21 protein-coding genes are annotated in these 20,181 nt (G+C 40.6%); 1 reads left to right on the top strand and 20 read right to left on the bottom strand.

What is annotated here, in order from left to right; translation table 11 throughout:
- Window position 1 precedes the first annotated feature (1 nt).
- The 18 genes from tnpA to eno all read right to left on the bottom strand — a co-directional run bounded on the left by tnpA (window position 2) and on the right by eno (window position 17,754).
- Window positions 2–466, bottom strand: coding sequence for an IS200/IS605 family transposase (gene tnpA / locus HT680_RS03575; protein WP_000057440.1), 465 nt, complete (start codon window positions 464–466; stop codon window positions 2–4).
- A gap of 183 nt (window positions 467–649) precedes the next feature.
- Entirely contained in the window at window positions 650–1,639 is a 990-nt protein-coding gene (locus HT680_RS03570) for a lipoate--protein ligase (protein ID WP_173258284.1), read from the bottom strand.
- Between the two features lie 59 nt (window positions 1,640–1,698).
- Window positions 1,699–3,402 (bottom strand): dihydrolipoyl dehydrogenase, encoded by a 1,704-nt coding sequence (gene lpdA, locus HT680_RS03565; RefSeq protein WP_275690358.1) that lies wholly within the window; start codon window positions 3,400–3,402, stop codon window positions 1,699–1,701.
- A gap of 41 nt (window positions 3,403–3,443) precedes the next feature.
- Window positions 3,444–4,487: a dihydrolipoamide acetyltransferase gene (locus HT680_RS03560; RefSeq protein WP_173258282.1), complete on the bottom strand. Its 1,044-nt coding sequence runs from the start codon at window positions 4,485–4,487 to the stop codon at window positions 3,444–3,446.
- A gap of 216 nt (window positions 4,488–4,703) precedes the next feature.
- A complete protein-coding gene (locus HT680_RS03555; protein WP_038806115.1) occupies window positions 4,704–5,696 on the bottom strand; it encodes an alpha-ketoacid dehydrogenase subunit beta in 993 nt (330 codons plus the stop codon).
- Between the two features lie 16 nt (window positions 5,697–5,712).
- The gene (locus tag HT680_RS03550; RefSeq protein WP_038806116.1) at window positions 5,713–6,681 is read right to left on the bottom strand and encodes a thiamine pyrophosphate-dependent dehydrogenase E1 component subunit alpha; all 969 of its coding nucleotides are present in this window, start codon (window positions 6,679–6,681) and stop codon (window positions 5,713–5,715) included.
- A 153-nt stretch (window positions 6,682–6,834) separates the two neighbouring features.
- Window positions 6,835–8,190 carry an MATE family efflux transporter gene (locus HT680_RS03545; RefSeq protein ID WP_038806117.1) on the bottom strand — a complete coding sequence of 452 codons (1,356 nt, stop codon included), beginning with the start codon at window positions 8,188–8,190 and terminating at the stop codon, window positions 6,835–6,837.
- 41 nt (window positions 8,191–8,231) lie between these two features.
- Window positions 8,232–9,500 carry a dihydroorotase gene (locus HT680_RS03540; RefSeq protein WP_038806118.1) on the bottom strand — a complete coding sequence of 423 codons (1,269 nt, stop codon included), beginning with the start codon at window positions 9,498–9,500 and terminating at the stop codon, window positions 8,232–8,234.
- A 12-nt stretch (window positions 9,501–9,512) separates the two neighbouring features.
- On the bottom strand, window positions 9,513–9,977 hold the full coding sequence (locus tag HT680_RS03535; protein ID WP_001135756.1) for an 8-oxo-dGTP diphosphatase: 465 nt from the start codon (window positions 9,975–9,977) through the stop codon (window positions 9,513–9,515).
- Window positions 9,978–9,986: 9 nt separating this feature from the next.
- Window positions 9,987–10,640 carry a uracil-DNA glycosylase gene (locus tag HT680_RS03530; protein ID WP_038806119.1) on the bottom strand — a complete coding sequence of 218 codons (654 nt, stop codon included), beginning with the start codon at window positions 10,638–10,640 and terminating at the stop codon, window positions 9,987–9,989.
- Window positions 10,641–10,703: 63 nt separating this feature from the next.
- Complete coding sequence (locus HT680_RS03525; protein WP_038806120.1) at window positions 10,704–11,396, bottom strand: YjjG family noncanonical pyrimidine nucleotidase; 693 nt, start codon at window positions 11,394–11,396, stop codon at window positions 10,704–10,706.
- Window positions 11,397–11,426: 30 nt separating this feature from the next.
- Window positions 11,427–12,038 (bottom strand): hypothetical protein, encoded by a 612-nt coding sequence (locus tag HT680_RS03520; protein ID WP_038806121.1) that lies wholly within the window; start codon window positions 12,036–12,038, stop codon window positions 11,427–11,429.
- A gap of 90 nt (window positions 12,039–12,128) precedes the next feature.
- On the bottom strand, window positions 12,129–12,632 hold the full coding sequence (locus HT680_RS09125) for a hypothetical protein (RefSeq protein ID WP_232234259.1): 504 nt from the start codon (window positions 12,630–12,632) through the stop codon (window positions 12,129–12,131).
- 280 nt (window positions 12,633–12,912) lie between these two features.
- Window positions 12,913–13,455 carry a ClbS/DfsB family four-helix bundle protein gene (locus tag HT680_RS03515; RefSeq protein WP_038806122.1) on the bottom strand — a complete coding sequence of 181 codons (543 nt, stop codon included), beginning with the start codon at window positions 13,453–13,455 and terminating at the stop codon, window positions 12,913–12,915.
- Window positions 13,456–13,587: 132 nt separating this feature from the next.
- Window positions 13,588–14,502 carry a hypothetical protein gene (locus HT680_RS03510; protein ID WP_001178528.1) on the bottom strand — a complete coding sequence of 305 codons (915 nt, stop codon included), beginning with the start codon at window positions 14,500–14,502 and terminating at the stop codon, window positions 13,588–13,590.
- 238 nt (window positions 14,503–14,740) lie between these two features.
- The gene (locus HT680_RS03505; RefSeq protein WP_000972223.1) at window positions 14,741–15,577 is read right to left on the bottom strand and encodes an AraC family transcriptional regulator; all 837 of its coding nucleotides are present in this window, start codon (window positions 15,575–15,577) and stop codon (window positions 14,741–14,743) included.
- Between the two features lie 203 nt (window positions 15,578–15,780).
- Window positions 15,781–16,275, bottom strand: coding sequence for a YkgJ family cysteine cluster protein (locus HT680_RS03500; protein WP_173258280.1), 495 nt, complete (start codon window positions 16,273–16,275; stop codon window positions 15,781–15,783).
- A gap of 174 nt (window positions 16,276–16,449) precedes the next feature.
- Complete coding sequence (gene eno, locus HT680_RS03495; RefSeq protein WP_000022821.1) at window positions 16,450–17,754, bottom strand: surface-displayed alpha-enolase; 1,305 nt, start codon at window positions 17,752–17,754, stop codon at window positions 16,450–16,452.
- Window positions 17,755–17,916: 162 nt separating this feature from the next.
- Here eno and HT680_RS03490 point away from each other — a divergent pair, with 162 nt between their 5' ends.
- Entirely contained in the window at window positions 17,917–18,363 is a 447-nt protein-coding gene (locus HT680_RS03490; protein ID WP_173258278.1) for a DUF1694 domain-containing protein, read from the top strand.
- Here the strand turns inward: HT680_RS03490 and HT680_RS03485 are convergent.
- A complete protein-coding gene (locus HT680_RS03485; RefSeq protein ID WP_173258276.1) occupies window positions 18,360–19,475 on the bottom strand; it encodes a glycerate kinase in 1,116 nt (371 codons plus the stop codon). The genes HT680_RS03490 and HT680_RS03485 overlap by 4 nt on opposite strands.
- A gap of 9 nt (window positions 19,476–19,484) precedes the next feature.
- Entirely contained in the window at window positions 19,485–20,129 is a 645-nt protein-coding gene (gene serB / locus HT680_RS03480; protein ID WP_173258274.1) for a phosphoserine phosphatase SerB, read from the bottom strand.
- Window positions 20,130–20,181 lie beyond the last annotated feature (52 nt).

Genomic DNA, 20,181 nt, shown 5'->3' with positions numbered 1-20,181 from the left:
ATTACTTACCACTATCCCTAAAGGGATCCTCATATTCTTTTACACTTAATTTATCTAGTGCTATATCATGCTTTTCCTGCTCTTGAATATATTTCTTAATTGTGGCTTCATTAAGTCCCACTGTACTCACATAATAACCTTCTGCCCAGAAATGCCGATTTCCAAACTTGTACTTGAGATTAGCGTGTTTATCAAACATCATGAGTGCACTTTTACCTTTTAAATATCCCATGAAACTTGAAACACTTATCCTCGGTGGAATACTTACTAACATATGTACATGATCAGGCATCAAGTGACCTTCGATAATTTCAACACCTTTATAGCTGCACAAACGATGAAATATTTCGCCTAAACTACTTCGATATTGATTATAGATCACTTTTCGTCTATACTTAGGGGTGAACACAATGTGATATTTACACATCCACTTTGTGTGTGATAAACTATGTGCCTTTTGTGCCATATTTTTCTCCTTTCGCTTTACAATTGGCTTGAACACCTTTATTGTATCGCGTTTGGAGTTTTTTTGGTATAACCTTCGATGCGCACCCGCATAGCGGGTGGTTTATTTGTCTCGCATCTAACGGAGCGAGACGGACTAATAGTCACATAATAAAAGAATCCATCATAAATGGATTCTTTTTCCTTACCCCACTACTGCTTCAGCGATTTCTTCACGGCTAATTCCAGAGAAGTAGCGTGTAATGTCAATAGTTTCTAAGGCCTTAAGGACATCTTCGCGTTCATATTTCACGCCACGAAGGACATCTTCTACAGCTGCAACGTCTTCGATACCAAAGAAGTCACCATAGATCTTGATATCTTGGATTTTTGATTCAATGACGTTGGCAAAAATTTCAACCTTACCACTGGTGAATTTTGTTCCACGACGGACGTTAAATTCAGGTGATTTGCCGTAGTTCCAGTCCCAAGTTCCAAACTTGGTATCCTTGATACGATTGATTTCAGCTAATTCTTCTTCAGAAAAAACGTATTCAGTCATCTCTGGATACTCTTTTTTCATGTATTCCAATAGCAAATCACGGAATTCTTCAACTGTGATTTTTTCTGGTAATTCATCGATAATATTGGTTACACGGGCACGGACAGATTTCACACCTTTTGATTCAAATTTATCTTTTGAAACCTTAAGGGCATTTGCTAGGACCGACAAATCAACGTCAAATAACAAGCAACCGTGGTGCATGATACGTCCATTGATATAGGCTTGGGCATTGCCACAGAATTTTTTGCCATCAATCTCAAGGTCATTACGGCCTGTAAACTCAGCTTTAACGCCTAGTTGAGTCAAGGTATTGATAACTGGAGTTGAGAAGCTCTTGAAGTCAAAGGCCTTGTTTTCATCTTCTTTTGAAATGATGGTGTAGTTGAGGTTGTTTAAATCGTGGTAAACAGCTCCACCACCACTGATACGGCGAACTACCTCAATGCCATTTTCTCGAACATAATCACGATTGATTTCTTCAATAGTATTCTGGTGACGACCTACAATGATAGAAGGTTTGTTAATCCAAAGAAGGAAGATTTGATCCTCATCCAAAAGGTGTTTAAAGGCATATTCTTCCAAGGCAATATTAAAGGCAGTGTCGTTTGAATGATTGATAATATATTTCATGATATCCCTTTATACGATAGAGACTGGAAAATACCTTTCCAGTCTAATCTATCCTCAATTTATTTTTTCTTAGGTGAATGGATGGCCATTCCTAGAACATCTGCAAATGCTTCGTACATAACTTCAGAGTAGGTTGGGTGTCCGTGGATGGTCTTCAGCATTTCTTCAACAGTAATTTCCATTTCGATGATGCTTGACGCTTCGTTGATCAATTCTGCAGCTGCAGGACCGATGATATGGACACCAAGGATTTCTCCGTATTTCTTATCTGCAATGACTTTAACGAAACCTTGAGCCGCATCAGAAGCAATAGCACGTCCATTAGCCGCAAAGTTGAATTTACCGATGGCAACATCGTATTTCTCCCGAGCTTGCTCTTCTGTTAAACCTACTGCTGCTACTTCTGGAAGAGTATAAATGGCTGCAGGAGTCAAGTTGAGTTTCGCTACGACGTGGTTTCCTTTAAGGGCATTTTCAGCGGCAACTTCACCCATACGGAAGGCTGCGTGGGCCAACATCTTAGTACCATTGATGTCACCTGGTGCATAGATACCTGAAACAGAAGTTTCCATGTATTCGTTGACCTTGATGCGACCACGATCCAATTCAAACTCAACATCGCCAATACCTTCAAGATCTGGCACACGACCGATTGAAAGAAGAGCTTTGCTTGCGATGATATCGTCTTTTCCTTCAACTTTGATACGAAGTTGACCATTTTCCTCGATGATTTCTTGCAGTTTTGTACCTGTCAAGATGGTCATTCCTTTACGTTCAAGGATCAAGCGAAGATTCTTAGACACTTCCGCATCCATAGCTGGAACGATACGGTCCATCATTTCGATAACAGTCACTTTTGAACCAAATGTCATGAAGGCCTGACCGAGTTCGATACCGACAACTCCACCACCGATAATAACAAGGCTTTCTGGAACTTCGTTCATTTCAAGAATGTCGTCACTTGTCATCACGAGTGGAGATTCCATACCAGGAACGTTGATCTTGCTGACTTTTGAACCACCAGCAAGGATGATCTTCTTGGTTTCAAGCAATTCAGAACCATTTACCAAGACATTCTTGTCTTCAGTGATGGTACCAATTCCCTTATGTACAGTAACTCCATAACTACGAAGAAGACCTGCAACCCCACCAACCAAAGTATTGACAACCTTAGACTTGGTTTCAAGGAGTTTATCCATATCTACAGTGAAGTTTGGATTTTCGATGACGATACCACGGTTTGCTGCATGACCGATGTTTTCGATGATTTCAGCGTTGTGAAGGTAGGTCTTAGTTGGGATACAGCCACGGTTCAAGCAAGTTCCACCGAGTTCAGATTTCTCAACAAGGGCAACCTTACCACCGAGTTGGGCTGCTTTAATGGCCGCTACATATCCAGCAGGACCTCCACCAATCACAACGATATCAAAGGCATCATCGCTCTTGCCGTCGTCGTTTGAGGCACTAGCTGCAGGTGCAGGTTTTGATTCTGGCGCTGCCGCTCCAGCTGTTGGGATGTTTTCCCCTTCTTCACCAAGGTAACCGATAACTTCTGTAACCGGAACTGTTTCACCATCACCTTTAAGGATAGCAATCAAGTATCCATCTTCTTCAGCTTCCAATTCCATGCTGACTTTGTCAGTCATGATTTCCAAAAGGATTTCTCCTTCTTTTACAAATTCACCGACTTTTTTATTCCATTGGACGATTTGTCCTTCTGTCATATCCACGCCGGCTTTTGGCATAATTACTTCTAAGGCCATGTCTTACTTCCTTCTAAATCTCTAAAATAACAATAGCTGACTTAAACCAACATTGAGATCGGATTCTCAATCAAGGCTTTCAAGTCTTTCATAAACTTAGCACCAGCCATACCATCTACAACACGGTGGTCAATAGTTAATCCTAGGCTCATGATAGGACGAATAACAATCTCACCATTGACAACTACAGGTTTTTCAACAGTTGAGCTAACCCCAAGGATTGCTGAGTTTGGTTGGTTAATAATCGGACCAAAGGATTGAACGCCAAACATTCCCAAGTTACTGATTGTGAATGTTGAATTTTGAAGTTCACTTGGAGCCAATTTCCCATCCAAGGTACGACCAATAACGTCTTTAAATGCGACTACCAACTCTGACAGACTTAGTTTCTCAGCATTGTAAACAACAGGTGTCATCAATCCATTATCCATTCCAACTGCCATCGCAAGGTTGACATAGTTGTGAGTGATAATAGTCTTGCCGTCTTCAGTCAATGAAGCGTTAATGTAAGGGTGTTTCATCAATGTCTTAACAACAGCTAGTGAAAGAAGATCCGTAACCGTAATTTTCTTACCAGTTGCTTCCATGATTGGTTCAAGAACCTTCTTACGAAGAGCCAGCATTTCAGACATATCGACATCATAGTTGAGTGTGAAGGTTGGCGCAGTTAGATAGGATTCAACCATACGTTGGGCGATAACCTTACGCATTGGTGTCATTGGAATGCGCTCAATCTCACCATAAGGAGTGATATTGTCTGGAACTTCTTCCACTTTTTCGATTTGAGCAGGAGATTTGATGGTGTCGTTTTCGATATTTTCAGGAAGCAAGGCCAAAACGTCCTTCTTCATAATCTTACCACGATGACCCGTTCCTTGGATTTCCTGCCAAGCAATGTTATGTTCGAGGGCAATTCGTTTTGCAAGTGGCGAAATGCGAACCACGTTTGTGTCTTTATAAGTTTCCACGTCTTCTTTGTGGACACGACCGTTTGCACCTGAGCCAGAAACGTCGTAGAGGTTGATCCCTAGATCATCCGCTAACTTTCTAGCCGCAGGAGTCGCTCTTAGCTTATCATCAGCCATGACCTCTCCAATTCTATTTATGATACAAAGGGCGTTAAAAGCGACTGAAAAATAGGAAATCGACGCTGGCTTCGATGAAGCCAAGGAGATTTATCTTTTTTCCGAGCTTTTAGCCCGTGTTCGAATATAAGATATTAAGGACGTAGAGAACTCTGCACCTAAAAGATACAAAGTTTCTCGTCTACTTTATTTGATTTACATAACTTATGTTATGTATTATTCTTTGTTATATGTCTTCCGAATAGCATCTTTGATGCTTTCAACTGTTGGAATCATTGCATTTTCTAGATTTTGTGCGTAAGGCATTGGCACATCTTCTCCTGCACAACGGCGGATTGGTGCATCTAGATAGTCAAATGCTTCTGATTCTGAAATAATTGCTGAAATCTCTCCGATATAGCCACTTGTTTTGTGGGCGTCGTTAACCAGAACGACCTTACCAGTCTTCTTAACTGAGTTAATGATGATATCCTTATCAAGTGGAACGAGGGTACGTGGGTCCACAATTTCAACTGAAATTCCCTCTTCTGCCAATTCTTCAGCTGCTTGAACCACACGGCGAAGCATTTTACCATAAGTAACAACTGTTACATCTGTACCTTCGCGTTTGATTTCCCCAATCCCAAGTGGGATTGTGTAGTCAGGATCAACTGGAACTTCCCCTTTTTGGTTAAATTCGGACTTGTACTCAAGAATAATAACTGGGTTGTTATCACGGATAGAAGACTTGAGCAATCCTTTCATGTCCGCAGGTGTACCTGGTGCTACAACTTTAAGTCCAGGAATGTGAGTAAACCAAGACTCTAGTGATTGCGAGTGCTGGGCTGCAGAACCAACTCCATTACCAGCTGCACAACGTACAGTCATTGGAACCTGGCCTTTACCACCAAACATATAACGTGTTTTAGCAGCTTGGTTGACGATATTGTCCATAGCAATGACTGAGAAATCCATAAAGGTCATATCAACGATTGGACGAAGTCCTGTCATGGCTGCTCCTGCTGCTGCTCCCGAGATGGCAGCTTCAGAAATAGGACAGTCACGAACACGTTCTGGACCAAATTCTTCAAGCATTCCAACAGAAGTTCCGAAGTCCCCTCCGAAAACACCGACGTCTTCTCCCATCAAGAATACATTTTCATCGCGACGCATTTCCTCAGACATAGCAAGGATGATGGTGTCACGGAACGACATTGTTTTTGTTTCCATTTTTATCTCTTTCTCCTTAGTCTGCGTAAATATCTTCAAAGGCTGATTCAAGCGGTGGGAATGGGCTTTCTTCTGCAAATTTAACAGAATCTTCTACTGCTTCCTTAACTTGCGCTTGGATTTCTTCCAATTCTTCGGCACTCGCAATATTATTTTCAACGAGGTACTTGCGAAGGTTTTCGATTGGGTCTTTTTGTTTCCACAATTCCACTTCTTCACGGGTACGATATTTACCAGGGTCAGATGATGAGTGACCAAGCCAGCGATAAGTTACACTTTCAATCAAGACTGGGCCATTGCCACCACGAACATGATCTACAGCTTTCTTAAATCCTTCATAGACATCGATGACATTGTTGCCATCTTCAATGAACATTCCAGGAATTCCATATGCAGCGCTACGTTGATGAATGTGCTCCACATTGGTCATTTTCTTGATATCCGCAGAGATTCCATAACCGTTGTTAATGCAGTAGAAAATAACAGGAAGTTTCCAAATAGAAGCCATGTTCACTGCTTCGTGGAAAACACCTTCGTTGGTCGCACCATCTCCAAAGAAGCAGACAACGATTTTACCAGTATGTTGCATTTGCTGACTGAGGGCTGCACCGACAGCGATTCCCATACCACCACCTACGATACCATTGGCACCAAGGTTACCAGCATCCAGGTCTGCAATATGCATAGAACCACCTTTTCCTTTACAGGTTCCAGTGTATTTCCCGAGGATTTCAGCCATCATTCCGTTAAGGTCAATCCCCTTAGCAATAGCTTGCCCGTGTCCACGGTGATTTGAGGTAATCAGATCATCTGGATTGAGAGCCAACATAGCTCCGACGTTAGCAGCTTCCTCTCCGACAGAAAAGTGAGTCATACCGGGAACTTTCCCCTTTTTCACTAACTGAGCAATTTTTAAGTCCATGCGACGGATTTCTTCCATCTTACGGAACATCTCTAGCAAAAGATTCTTATCTAAAGTTGACATAATCTTGCCTTTCTAACTTTGTACTTACCTTACTATTTTACCTTTTTTAGTATACACTGTCAAAGTATATGACCGATAAAATTTCACAAGGTAAAAAAATAAATCCCCGTTTTAACAGGGATTTTCTTTAGTTAGATTATTTTTTCACAAAGTTTATTTGACATTGGAAACTTCAAATCTTTTCATAATTGTTTGCAAACGCCATTGATAGAGGATAGCACTAACGACCAAACTCGCTATTAAACCAATCCAGTAAGAATAGGCTCCCAAAGTTGTTACTTGGTCTAGGAATAAGCCTAGTGGAATGGACACCGCCCAGTAAGCAATTACTCCAAGATAAAAGGGAACAACCGTATCCTTATAACCTCTGAGAATTCCTTGTAAAGGAGCTGCAACGGTGTCAGCTAGCTGGAAAAATAGACTATAAGTTAGGAAGGTAGATGTTAGATCAATGAAATCAGGATTATTTCCATATAAACTGGCTACGACATCTCTCAAAATATAGAGAAAGCTCAATGTAAAGCTTGCAAATATCAGTGCTATACAACGTCCAAGTTTGATATAGGTCTTAGCATCATCAAAGCGCTTAGCTCCTACCTCATAAGAAACAACGATGGCCATGGCAGAAGAAATACTCATGGGAAAAGCATACATGAGCGTCGAAAAGTTCATGGCTGACTGGTGGCTGGCAATAATCATAGACGAAAACTTAGCCATAATCAAACCAACGACTGAAAAAATAATAACCTCAGCAAAAACAGTTCCACCGATTGGTAAGCCCAAGCGAATTCCTTCCATGATTCTCTCTAAATTCAGAGGGGCGCGTCGTTCTAAATGAAATTCTTTTAGGTTTTTCTGCTTGACCAAGATGATGATGGAAATTCCCAGTAGGCACCAGTAAGCTAGGGAAGTACCTAAGCCTGCTCCTGCTCCCCCTAACTCTGGAAACCCAAAGGCTCCGTAGATCAACAAATAGTTAAATCCACAATTTAAAGGTAGCAGTAAAAGCATGAGGTACATAGATAGCTTGGTCAGACCGAGTGAATCAAGTAGCGATCGGATAACACTGAAAAGCAACAAGGGAATAATTCCGATAGACAAGTACCAAAGATAAGAAACTGCAACTGCCGCCACTTGGGATTCTAGCCCGATATGGTTTAAGACTGGGGGTGCTAAGAATACTACCATTCCAAGCAAGACCAAAGACAGTCCGAAAGCCAAGTAGATAAATTGGTAAAAGTCAGATGCCACTTCTTCTTTTTTGCCCCGTCCCAGATGATGGCCGATGATGGGCACCATGGCCGAAACAATCCCTGTTAAAAAGGTGAAAAAAGGATTCCATAGACTCGTTGCAGTTGAAACACCAGCCAAGTCCATGGTATTGTACTGTCCCGTCATGGTTGTATCAACAAAAGAGGCAGAATAATTGGCAAACTGATAAATTAGGATAGGAAAAAATATCTTAAGAAATAAGATAAACTTATCTTTAAATTGATGGGTTGGATACATGAACGCTCTCTATTCTTTTCAATTTAAGAGCAGAGTCCCATCTAGTTTTGGTAGACGATTTGTCCCTTACAGATAGTATATTTGACCTGCCCTTTTAATGTTTCCCCGATAAATGGAGAATTTGATGATTTTGAAGCGAAGTCTGGACCAACAGTACGATCAACCTTATCATCAAAGATAGTGATATCAGCTGGACCATTCTCAGCCAAGTAACCTGCTTCAAAGTTATACAATTTAGCAGGATTAACAGTCATTTTTTCTAGCAATTCCATCAAGCTTAGCTCACCAGCTTCCACCAAATAAGTCAAGCCGAGAGATAGAGAGGTTTCTAAACCAGTCATACCAGATGGTGCTTTAGTGATATCCTCTACATTCTTCTCATCCGCATGGTGAGGCGCATGGTCTGTGGCAATCACAGAGATAACACCCGACTTGAGACCTTCAATCACGGCACGACGATCTGACTCCAAACGAAGTGGAGGATTCATTTTGGCATTGCTTCCTTGAGTCAAGAGGAGGGTTTCTGTCTTAGAGAAATGTTGCGGTGCTACTTCTGCTGTGACATGGGCACCCAAACCTTGAGCGAACTCCACCACCTTGACACTTTCCTCTTTAGACAAATGCTGGATGTGAACATGTGCCTTAGTTGCGTAGGCAATCATGACATCACGCGCAATCATGGCGTATTCTGCTACCCCTGTCGCTCCACAGATTTTGAAGTGATCTTTAGCTATGTTTTCGTTAAATCCAAGAATGCCGTTCAAGCCGGGATCTTCTTCGTGTAAACAAACAAAGGTGCCAAGTTTTTTAGCAGTTTCCAAGGCTTCTTTGAGAACCTTGCTGCTTTCAAGTGGAATACCGTCATCTGAAAAACCAACGGCTCCAGCTTCTAAAAGTGCCTTAAAATCAGTCAAGTCTTGGCCATTAAAGTTCTTGGTAATAGTTGCAACCGTTTTGACGTTAATCTTTTCCTTGGCAGCAGACTGGAGAACTTCTTGCAAAGTCTCCACGTCTGAGATGGTTGGATTGGTATTAGCCATCATGACAACCGTTGTAAATCCACCTGCAGCAGCCGCTAGGGCACCAGTATGGATATCTTCCTTGTGGGTTTGACCAGGTTCACGGAAATGGACATGAATATCAACTAGTCCAGGCGCAACAACAAGACCCGTAGCATCAAGCATCTCTGCTCCTTCTTCCTTGATTTCAGGGGAAATTTTGACAATTTTCCCGTCTTGGACCAAAACATCACACACTTGATCCAAACCAGACTTGGGATCCATTACACGACCATTTTTGATTAGTAGCATCTGCTTTCTCCTTTATTCATAGAAATCAACTTGGGTATCCAACAATTTATCCCCATCATAAACAAACTTGGCTGAAAAGAAGGGTTTGTCCTCTAAAAGCCACTCAACAAAAGTGTGATCACCCTCCCAAGTTGGCTTGCTCAAAACTTCATCATAGGGAACCCATTCTAGCGTCCCCTCATTGCAGTCAATCAAGTCACCCTCAAACTCTGTCACCTTAAAAACATAGGTGTACCAGTCTAAATCTGGCGTGAATTCTGGAAAAGTGATGACACCTTTTAGAACTGGCTTGGCTTTGAGGCCTGTCTCTTCGAGGATTTCACGCGCTGCGCACTCCTGAGGTGTCTCTCCTCGCTCTAGCTTACCACCCACACCAATCCATTTACCCGCATGGACATCATTAGGCTTCTTATTACGATGGAGCATGAGCAGTTCTTTCCCGTTATCAATGTAGCAAATCGTCGCTAACTGAGGCATATTTTCTCCTTATCTAAGCCAATCGATTGGCTCTTGTCCTGTCTCTGTTAAGAATGCATTGGCCTTGGAAAAAGGCTTGGAACCCCAAAATCCTCTGTAAACAGATAAAGGACTTGGATGGGCTGATTCAATAATCAAGTGATGAGAATTGGTAACCAAGGCCTTCTTCTTGCGTGCATAAGCACCCCAGAGTACAAAGACTACAGGTCTGTCTAGATTATTGACAACCCGAATCACAGCATCTGTAAATGGCTCCCATATTAGCCCAGCATGACCATTGGCCTGCCCAGCAGAAACGGTCAAACAAGCATTGAGAAGTAAGACTCCTTGTTCAGCCCAAGCAGTTAAATCATGGGACTTCTTAACGCCGATGTCATCTGACAATTCTTTCAAGATATTTTGCAAGGATGGCGGAGCTGGGATAGAGTCAGGAACAGAAAAACTCAAGCCCTGAGCCTGACCTGGCCCGTGATAGGGGTCTTGCCCTAGAATCACCACCTTAACCTCTTCAAGCGGTGTTGTCAATAAAGCCTGAAAAACCTTTTCCTTGGGTGGATAAACAGTTCCCTGAGCATAGACCTGATCCATAAACTGATTGATTTTCCCGAAATAACCTTCAGGTAATTGCTCCTTAATTAAAGCATGCCAAGATGAGTGTTGCATATAGCCAACTCCTTCGTTTTTACTGCCTCTATTATAGCAAAAAGTGGCTATCTAAACCACTTTTTACAATTTATCTAAACAATCCAGCAAGTCTTGATAAGAATGAACTTCGTAAGTCGGTTGGGCTTGCGTCTTATTTTCCAGATGATGGGGATTGTACCAGATAGTATTAATGCCAGCATTATTCCCACCTTGAATGTCGGCAGTTAGAGAATCTCCAATCATCAGCGTATTTTCTTTATCAAAACCAGCAATTTGCTGACCGATTTTTTCATAGAATAGTGCATCAGGTTTTTGCGTTTGCAACTGCTCGGAAATAAAGACTTGGTTGAAATAGGGAGCCAGACCTGATTGAGCCAAACGTCCTGTCTGAATGGCAGTAATACCATTTGTCGCAGCATACAATTCATAATCTCGCTCGATGAGACTGTCTAAGAGCTCATGAGCGCCCGAAAGAGTTTGCCCCTGCTGTGCGAGATAAAATTGGTAACGCTGGGCAAGTAACATACCGTCTTTTTCCTGTCCGAAATAGGCAAATAAACGAGAAAAGCGCGTGTTAACCAGCTCTTGTTTACTAATTTTCTTTTGCTCCAAGTCCTTCCAGAGAGCCTTGTTCATGGGAACGTAATAGTCTTTATAGGCTTGAATATCCGCAACCCCTTCTTCTTTTAGAAGTTGCGTCAAAGCCACATCCTCAGCAGCATCAAAATCAAGCAAGGTGTGGTCAAGGTCAAAGAGTAGAAATTTGTAGGGCATTAAGTTTCCTTTCTGAGTGAAAATAAGTCGCTAGTATTTATTTGGAAAATATTCTTTTCCCAACTGCCATAAATACTGATCAATTTCTTTAAGATTAAATTCTTCTAATCCGTAGTATTCTCTAAAAGCAATAATTATATTTTTAAATTTTTGATAATCTTTTAGGTCTGAATTCTTAAATTTAGAAAATTTATCTGTTTTTCTAAAGTATTTCAATACCTTTTCTACATAGCTATCATAAATAGGGTATTCTTTAGGATTATGATGGGAACAGTATTTAGTAGAAAAAGAATAGAACTTTCTAGTTACACCATTGATAGTAACATTTTGAATTTCATTGACTAAAGTTACATCACCTTGTCTCAACCTCTCGTCAATTTTAAGACTCAGTATATGTTCTGCAACTGGATAAACTGAAAAAATATTTGTGCTATAAAAATCATTCAACGTAGCAACCTTTAATAAGATGTCAGAAATTTCTTCATTACTTGGTAATAGCTCAAAAAATAATTTATCTAAAGCATCTTCTTGCAACTTATAATTTTTAAGATTTTTCCACGATTTCAAGTATTTTTCTACTTCACTGGCTGACGGTTTAGAAATAACAATATCTGATTTCTGTTTTCTAGAGTTTATTCGCATACTCATCTCACTTTAAGTAGTTGTTTTAAAAAATTTGATAGCTTAATTATAGCATATTGTAAAATGAATTACTAAACTCTTCATTCTCCCCTACCCCAACTCCTTGGCTATTCTGCTTTTTTCAAGTTTTCCCTTTGCAATTCGTTTCCATAAAACAAGTGGGTTCAAACTATAAGATAGGCGTACGAGGTAATAATTAACCCATTCGATAAGGGCAAAAAGTTGTATCAGTGTGGCTAGGATAGTCCCTAGGATACTCTGGGTATTCCAGACAATAAACGGAAAGCCTGAAATAAGTAAAAGGAGGTCTAGTATTCTGAGCCCACCATATATTCTAGGAACGTTTACACTTCCGAACTGAGGATTCGACAGTCTTCTAATCAAAATCGCCCAATAGATTGAACCTTGAAGCAATATAAATGTCAGTAAAGTCAAAGGATAGAGAGTGGAGAACAGACTATTCCAATCACCAAGCCGATTTTTCAAAAGGAAAAAACAAAACCAAAAGGATAGGACGGCTGAAAGCTCTCCCAAACAGAGGGACACCAACTCTTTTCTAACTTTCTCTTTTTGTATGTTCATCATCTCACCTATCTATCATCCTATATCAGAAAAAAGTTAATTTAAGCATTTTCTAGTCAACATTTCTTAGAATCAAGGCATTCTAAGCGTCGAACAGCCCAATTACTTTAATATAAATGCAATTCTAAGTTTAGAATTGCATTTATATATATGTTTTAGACCTATTCTAAGTCTATGATAGCCTTAAATTTTAATTTTTGAAGGATTCTAAAGCTAGAAGAGCTCTAAAATCACGAGAACTAAGCTATTCGAAGCTTAGAAGAACCTTTAGTGAATTTCAATAGCACTTCAACTAGCTATTCTTACAATTTTTCTGATGAGCTTTGAGTTTTTTTAGAGCCCAGTCATAGTGACTGGAAGTGGCACTCACAAAGTAGGAGCCAAGACTTGTCCCACCCGTCCACTTATAGACACCTTTTGTGAACAATTCGTCATTGCTGAAGCCTTCCAACAACTCTAAAACCTCTTCATGCGATTGCTCTAGTAGTCTAGTCGCTTCTTCTAAAGACGTTTTCTGGTGCTTCTTCCAAAATGCGACATTCATTCCCCCATAAGTTTTCCAATTATAAGGTTCAGGGAGAAAAGGTCTTTCATGACCCTTTTGATTGGAATGTACCCAGGTCAAAAGTAACTGATGCCATTCATAGAGATGGATCAGGACATCCCGTAGATTTTTATCTCTTTTCCAGTGAGCTTCTTTTTTCTTTTGGTCTTTTGAAAAATCAAAAGGAGTCTGTAGTTCCTCTTCACTTAATTTAGAGATAAAGTGATTGAGCTTTTCATAGTTTTCCTTAGAGGCTAGCATTAGCTCCTCTTTTGTTCTTGGTCTTGGCATAGGCGTTCTCCCTTCATTTTCTAGTAGGTTGAGGTATTTTCTTACTTCATTATACCATAACCATAATCAAAAAGCAGTTCTTCATTTTACGAAAAACTGCTTTTACTAACTATTTTTTAATGCTTATAGTCACTACTTTACATATAAATCTCTAAAGCGGTCATCCACTTCAGCTATCTGATAGAGCAAGTGGGACAGTCCTTGGTAATCTTCTTTTAAACACGAAAGGTGGGCTTGACCAAATAGAGTAGCCAATTCTTCTTTTAACCTTACCCCTTCGGGATCATGGTTTTTTAAGAATTTACTGAGATAGAGATTTCGAACAGCAGCAAGTTTAAAGCTGAAATACTGATGCAATTGCTTTTGCTCCGTATTTAAGCCGTTTTCAGCAACTGCTTTTGCATAGCATTCCAAAACACCGTTTTGACCATTCAGATATCGGTTCTTCATAATCCTTGCTGTTTCCTGATAGATTTCAGTCTGACTAGGACTCTTGACCTTCTTAAAATTTCCCCACATGGAGTATGCTCCACGCTTATAGTCAATAGCTTCCGCCTTCCAAGCTTCTAAAATGTCATTAAAAGTAACCTTCATACAGGCAAAACCAGCTGGATCATGCAAATAGAGATGCTGACCATCAACAGCATACACAGTTACAAAGTGATCTACACCATAAAGGATTGTGTGATTGGGATTGTAAGTCAAATGGCCCATATCAAGAGGACCCAGTACGACAGGTCCATTAGACAGAAACGTTTCCAACTTTCCTTTAACCTCTTCCAAATCTACTTCCGCTCCATCTTTTAGATAGAATTCTTCAAAGTCAAACCCAAGTATTTTTAAGGAATGAGAGATGGAAAGGTCTGGCATTCCATTATCAAAGAATACTAAAGGGTGCACCTCATCTTCCTTCACGATACTAGCGCCATTTCCCATCACCATAATTGCCTCTAAAAACTCTGCTTTAAAGTCATAACCATAGGTTTCTAGTGCCATTGCCAATGAATAGCTATAGCAAAGCGACACATCTCCAAAATACATCTGCATATTCCTGCCTCCTTATCTTCTATGGGACTATTATACCGAGAAAACTATTCGTATGCCCCATAAAATCCAAACAAAAATTATGGTATGTTTGATTTATAGACATGAATTTCTTTATACTTAAATTTAAATTAAATTGTAATTCTTTTTTGCATAAGTTATTTCTCAAACAAAGAAAAACTCTGTAAAAGATACCTTCTACAGAGTCAGCTTTCCATCTTTATAAAAAATAGAAAATTATCTAGTCCTTGCTTACTGGTATCCAGAGTTCCATTTGATAGTCTGGTGACGACATATCTCCTTCAGTATAGACTTCAAAATCTGGCGCTCCTGAGTGGCGATAGCCTGTTTCTGGGAAAAAAACCTCCAAAACATACTTCCAAGCATTGTGAATGCTAGCTGGTATAGGACCTTTGACTGGGACGATAGCATATTCAGCTGCTGGGATGTCTTTGATTGACAGACCTAGTTCTTCTGCTTTCGCTTTATCCGTCACATCATAAGCCGCCATGTAGTTAATGATTTCGCCTTCTTTCACATCCGAGCAGAGACCAAAGGATTGGCCACTTCCCAGACTCTCTAGACTTTCAAAGCTGTGATTTGCATAAAGCTGCTCCCATGCAGACGGGCATTGGCTATTGTCAATAGCTTCCAATAGAACGCCTGCCACGGTAAAAGCAGGTTTCTTTTGAATCTTGATATCCATGTTCTTTCCTCCTGTAATCTTTAAGGATAATTGAAGTCTAGGAAAGACCCGATAAGGTTTTCCATTTCGAACTTCTGAGGGGGTCGCACCATGGAATTTCTTAAAGGCTGCGCTGAAGGCATCCGCAGAGTCATAGCCGTATTTCAGCGCTATGTCAATGACTTTCTCAGTGCTTTCCCGCAAGTCTGTCACAGCTTCTGACAGCCTGCGATTGCGCAAATATTCTGCTAAAGTCATATCTGCTAGGATGGAAAAGAGCCTGCTAAAGAGAGGATAAGAATAGCCAGATAGCTGTTGAAATCTTTTCATATCCACTTCTGAAGTCAGTTGCTGCTCCAAATAATCCATGGTTTGATTGAATTGATGCATCATATTCGTTTCTTCTTACCTCCACAAGATACAAAAGACGTTAAAAGCAAAGTGAAAATAGGAAAATTGACGCTGGAGTTTCTGGTCCTAGGAAATTTTATCTTTTTCACACAGCTTTTAGGCCATGTTCAATTCTATCTATAGTCTATCAGATATCAGATACTTCCGCCCTAGAATATTTGTACAAGATTCAGAGGTGTATATTTCTATAACCTATCCTTTAATTTCTCAACAAAGAGATAAGCTGCTGGGCAGGTCAAGGTGTTCTTAATCGTCAAATGGTTGATTTGATGGATCTTTTTACGGTCTGTATGGGGAAATTCTCGGCAGGCCTTTGGACGAACATCATAGATAGAACAGAGATTGTCTCCTCCTAGAAAGGGGCAAGGCATAGATTTAAAAACCTTATCCCCATCTTCATCTACCTGTAAAAACTCAGCTTCAAAGGCTGGTAATTTCATCTTGAAATACTTAGCAATGCGAGTAATATCGGCTTCCTTAAAGTCGGGTCCCAAGGTCTTGCAACAGTTCGCGCAGGCAGTGCAATCAATCTCAGAAAAAACTTCTTGGTGAATTTGCTGAGCTATCTTATCTAAGTTTTTAGGAGGTTTTTTCTTTAGATCGGCTAACACTTTTCGGTGCTCCTTTTGCTTTTGCAAGGCTAACTGGTGGTAATACTCGATATCAATTTCTTTAGACATAGTTTCTTTCTAATACAAGTGTTTTTGTCTATTATACCATAAGTTATTTTTCATTTTTGAGTATTGCACACAAAAAGCCCTTCGGATAAAATCCGAGGGGCTTCAAACGTTGTTAAATCAACTGCCGAACTTTTGAATTTCAAGGTTCGGGATAAAATAGTTCACTGAACTATTTTATTTTTTAAGGTTGTAGAATGATTTCAATCCACGGTATTCAGCTACTTCACCAAGTTGGTCTTCGATACGAAGCAATTGGTTGTATTTAGCGATACGGTCTGTACGTGAAAGTGAACCAGTCTTGATTTGTCCTGCGTTTGTTGCAACTGCGATGTCAGCGATTGTTGAATCTTCAGTTTCACCTGAACGGTGTGATACAACGGCAGTGTAACCAGCTTCTTTCGCCATTTCGATAGCGTCGAATGTTTCAGTAAGAGTACCGATTTGGTTAACTTTGATAAGGATTGAGTTAGCAGCACCTTCTGCAATACCTTTTTCAAGGTAAGAAGTGTTTGTTACGAAGAAGTCGTCACCAACCAATTGAACTTTACCACCAAGACGTTCAGTAAGAGCTTTCCAACCATCCCAGTCGTTTTCGTCCATACCATCTTCGATAGTGATGATTGGGTATTTGTTTACCAATTCTTCAAGGTAGTCGATTTGTTCTGCAGCAGTACGTACAGCTGCTCCTTCACCTTCGAATTTAGTGTAGTCGTAAACTTTACGTTCTTTATCGTAGAATTCTGATGAAGCACAGTCAAATCCGATAAATACGTCTTTACCAGGAACATATCCAGCAGCTTCGATCGCAGCAAGGATAGTTTCAACACCGTCTTCAGTTCCTTCGAAACGAGGAGCGAATCCACCTTCGTCACCTACGGCAGTTTCCAAACCACGTGATTTAAGGATTTTCTTAAGAGCGTGGAAGATTTCAGCACCCCAACGAAGAGCTTCTTTGAATGATGGTGCACCAGCAGGTACGATCATGAATTCTTGGAAAGCGATTGGAGCGTCAGAGTGAGAACCACCGTTGATGATGTTCATCATTGGAGTTGGAAGAACTTTAGTGTTGAATCCACCAAGGTAGCTGTAAAGTGGGATTTCAAGGTAGTCAGCAGCAGCACGAGCTACAGCGATAGACACACCAAGGATTGCGTTTGCACCCAATTTACCTTTGTTAGGAGTACCGTCAAGTGCGATCATAGCACGGTCAATAGCTTGTTGGTCACGTACATCGTAGCCGATAATAGCTTCAGCGATGATGTTGTTTACGTTGTCAACAGCTTTTTGTGTACCAAGACCACCGTAACGAGATTTGTCACCGTCGCGAAGTTCAACTGCTTCGTGTTCACCAGTAGAAGCTCCTGATGGAACCATACCACGTCCGAAAGCACCTGATTCAGTATAAACTTCTACTTCAAGTGTTGGGTTACCGCGTGAGTCTAGGACTTCGCGAGCGTAAACATCAGTAATAATTGACATTTTTTACTCTCCTTTGAGTTAAATTTTTTACACCTCTATGATACCTTAAAAATAAGCGTTTTTCAAGAAAAAACGTTATCTTTGTGCAAATTTTCCTTAACTTTATAAAGTAATCGCTTTCTTTTGTCTGTTTTCTTGCGATTTTTGTGATATACTGTTTTTATGACAGATTTATCAAAACGACTACTAGAAAAAGCTCATGGTGGACCGAAATTAAACCCTGACGAACAACGCCGATATCTCGGGACTTTCGAGGAAAGAGTTCTTGGCTACGCGGATATCAGTACTGCCAATAGTCCTGAATTAGAACATGGATTTTTCTCTATTTTAGAGGGTTTTCAAGAAAAGGTAGAGGCACTTTTTGTGAAGATCTCTCCAAATATCGAGTTTGACAAACAGGTCTTTTACTTAAAACAAGCAAAGGAAAGCAACTGCCAGGCGACTATTGTTTCAGACGATCATATCACCTCTCCTTTTGGCCTTGTCATTCATACAAATGAACCTGTTCAAGTAGATGAAAAGGACATCAGACTTGCATTCTCAAGCCTCTGGGAAGAGAAAAAGGCAGAGCCACCTAAAAAATCCATCTGGAAAAAATGGTTTGGTTAATCCTTCCTCAACTTTAATAAACGACCAATATTAGCAGCTGTGTGCTCCAAATAGAGACTTGCATTTTTCAAACTGTCTTCCAAAGGTTCACTTTTCTCTAAAATGGAAAAGGCGGCTTGTATATTTTCGAATGGTAGGGGAGGCAAATCGTCAGCAAGACTACCACAAATAGCAATAACAGGAACTCCGTTAGGGGTTCTTTTTGCTACACCGATGGGAGCTTTTCCAGCAAGGCTTTGACTGTCCAGTCTCCCTTCTCCAACTATAACCAAGTCAGCACCTGCAACTTTCTTGTCAAAGTCAATCAAATCCAAGCAAGTATCAATCCCAGATACGATACTGGCCTCAGCAAAGGCGCAGAGCCCAGCCGCAATGCCACCCCCAGCTCCTGCTCCTATAAGTTTTAATGTTGCAGGTGAGACTTTTTCATAGAACCGCTGTATAGTCAGATCTACTGTCTCAAACAAAGCAGGATCTAAGCCCTTTTGTTTTCCAAATGTATAGGTTGCCCCTTGATGACCACATAGAGGGCTCACGACATCTGCTAAAATGCGAATCTTCACATCTTCAGGAATCCTATACAAGTCGCTGTCTGAAATTGACTCGAACTCAAGCAAAGTCTGACCGCAAGCTGGCAATTCTTTTCCATTCTTATCATAAAAACAATAACCTAAACCAGCAGCAATGCCTATCCCACCGTCATTACTAGCCGTACCACCTACACTGATATAGATTTCCTTCATTCCTTGATCAATGAGATGGCGAATCAGCTCTCCAATACCTCTGGTTTGGATATGAAGAGGATTTCGTTTCTCATGCGGAATCTTTCCAAGACCAACCAAGTCAGCAACTTCAAAGAGCGCTATTTGACCTTTTTGAAAGTAACGCATTGCTTCATTTAGACCAAAAGATCCCGTAACCTCTTGCCATTTTTCTTCGAGTTCAAGAGAATGTCGAATAGCATCTACGGTTCCTTCCCCACCATCACCTACAGGGCAAAGCAGACATTCTACATCCGCTATTGACTGTTCGAAGCCTTTTTTTATAGCTTGAGCGACCTGTTCAGCCGTCAAACTTTCTTTAAAAGAATCGGGTGCAATTACAATTTTCATAGTTCCCTCTCAATCTAAGAATTCAATCTGATAAAGAACTTCTAAAAGATCCCTCGTATCTACATGACAAGCTATCTCAGCTTTTACGACCTCCTTGGCACAAAAGGCTATACCGTGACCTGCTGACTTTAACATCAAGAGGTCATTAGCTCCATCACCGATGGCAATCGTTCTTTCTTTGGAAAGTCCTAATTCCTTTCTCCATTTCTCAAGAATAGCTTGTTTTACTTGGGCTGTCACAATGTCACCAACTAATTTACCTGTTAAAAAGCCGTCTTTGACTTCCAACTGGTTGGCAGAGAAATAGGAGATACCAAGGGATTCTGCTAATCTCTCAACAATCGGACTAAATCCACCAGACACTAGACCGACTAGAATGCCCTTGTTTTGAAGTATGGAAATAAATTTTTGAACATTTTGGGACAGATGGATGGATTTGAAAACTCTATCAAAGACCGAGATCGGAAGACCTTTTAACAAAGCGACTCTCTCTCGCAAACTCCTTTCAAAGTCCAGTTCACCTCGCATTGCCTGTCTTGTAATCTGCGATATTTCTTCTTCGCAACCTGCTTCTCTTCCTAAAAGATCAATCACTTCCTCTGCTATCAGGGTGCCATCAACATCCATGATACAGAGGCCTTTTACTTGCGTCATTACTTCTCCTCTTCTCTAAACAGCCCAAAAATCGTATGAAAGAATCATACGA

The organism is Streptococcus sp. 5905, from assembly GCF_013276505.1.
Classification (GTDB): Bacteria; Bacillota; Bacilli; order Lactobacillales; family Streptococcaceae; genus Streptococcus.
Note: the sequence above shows the minus strand (reverse complement) of the source record. Positions and strands in the feature narration are given on the sequence as shown.

What these genes read in the sequence shown, in the direction of transcription:
- HT680_RS03530 (WP_038806119.1), bottom strand. Translation starts at nt 10,640, where the DNA reads ATGCAACACTCATCTTGGCATGCTTTAATTAAGGAGCAATTACCTGAA.
- tnpA (WP_000057440.1), bottom strand. Translation starts at nt 466, where the DNA reads ATGGCACAAAAGGCACATAGTTTATCACACACAAAGTGGATGTGTAAA.
- HT680_RS03535 (WP_001135756.1), bottom strand. Translation starts at nt 9,977, where the DNA reads ATGCCTCAGTTAGCGACGATTTGCTACATTGATAACGGGAAAGAACTG.
- HT680_RS03485 (WP_173258276.1), bottom strand. Translation starts at nt 19,475, where the DNA reads ATGAAAATTGTAATTGCACCCGATTCTTTTAAAGAAAGTTTGACGGCT.
- HT680_RS03525 (WP_038806120.1), bottom strand. Translation starts at nt 11,396, where the DNA reads ATGCCCTACAAATTTCTACTCTTTGACCTTGACCACACCTTGCTTGAT.
- HT680_RS03570 (WP_173258284.1), bottom strand. Translation starts at nt 1,639, where the DNA reads ATGAAATATATTATCAATCATTCAAACGACACTGCCTTTAATATTGCC.
- eno (WP_000022821.1), bottom strand. Translation starts at nt 17,754, where the DNA reads ATGTCAATTATTACTGATGTTTACGCTCGCGAAGTCCTAGACTCACGC.
- serB (WP_173258274.1), bottom strand. Translation starts at nt 20,129, where the DNA reads ATGACGCAAGTAAAAGGCCTCTGTATCATGGATGTTGATGGCACCCTG.
- HT680_RS03545 (WP_038806117.1), bottom strand. Translation starts at nt 8,190, where the DNA reads ATGTATCCAACCCATCAATTTAAAGATAAGTTTATCTTATTTCTTAAG.
- HT680_RS03555 (WP_038806115.1), bottom strand. Translation starts at nt 5,696, where the DNA reads ATGGAAACAAAAACAATGTCGTTCCGTGACACCATCATCCTTGCTATG.
- HT680_RS03500 (WP_173258280.1), bottom strand. Translation starts at nt 16,275, where the DNA reads ATGTCTAAAGAAATTGATATCGAGTATTACCACCAGTTAGCCTTGCAA.
- HT680_RS03505 (WP_000972223.1), bottom strand. Translation starts at nt 15,577, where the DNA reads ATGATGCATCAATTCAATCAAACCATGGATTATTTGGAGCAGCAACTG.
- HT680_RS03490 (WP_173258278.1), top strand. Translation starts at nt 17,917, where the DNA reads ATGACAGATTTATCAAAACGACTACTAGAAAAAGCTCATGGTGGACCG.
- HT680_RS03520 (WP_038806121.1), bottom strand. Translation starts at nt 12,038, where the DNA reads ATGCGAATAAACTCTAGAAAACAGAAATCAGATATTGTTATTTCTAAA.
- HT680_RS03560 (WP_173258282.1), bottom strand. Translation starts at nt 4,487, where the DNA reads ATGGCTGATGATAAGCTAAGAGCGACTCCTGCGGCTAGAAAGTTAGCG.
- HT680_RS03540 (WP_038806118.1), bottom strand. Translation starts at nt 9,500, where the DNA reads ATGCTACTAATCAAAAATGGTCGTGTAATGGATCCCAAGTCTGGTTTG.
- HT680_RS03550 (WP_038806116.1), bottom strand. Translation starts at nt 6,681, where the DNA reads ATGTCAACTTTAGATAAGAATCTTTTGCTAGAGATGTTCCGTAAGATG.
- HT680_RS03510 (WP_001178528.1), bottom strand. Translation starts at nt 14,502, where the DNA reads ATGCAGATGTATTTTGGAGATGTGTCGCTTTGCTATAGCTATTCATTG.
- lpdA (WP_275690358.1), bottom strand. Translation starts at nt 3,402, where the DNA reads ATGGCCTTAGAAGTAATTATGCCAAAAGCCGGCGTGGATATGACAGAA.
- HT680_RS03515 (WP_038806122.1), bottom strand. Translation starts at nt 13,455, where the DNA reads ATGCCAAGACCAAGAACAAAAGAGGAGCTAATGCTAGCCTCTAAGGAA.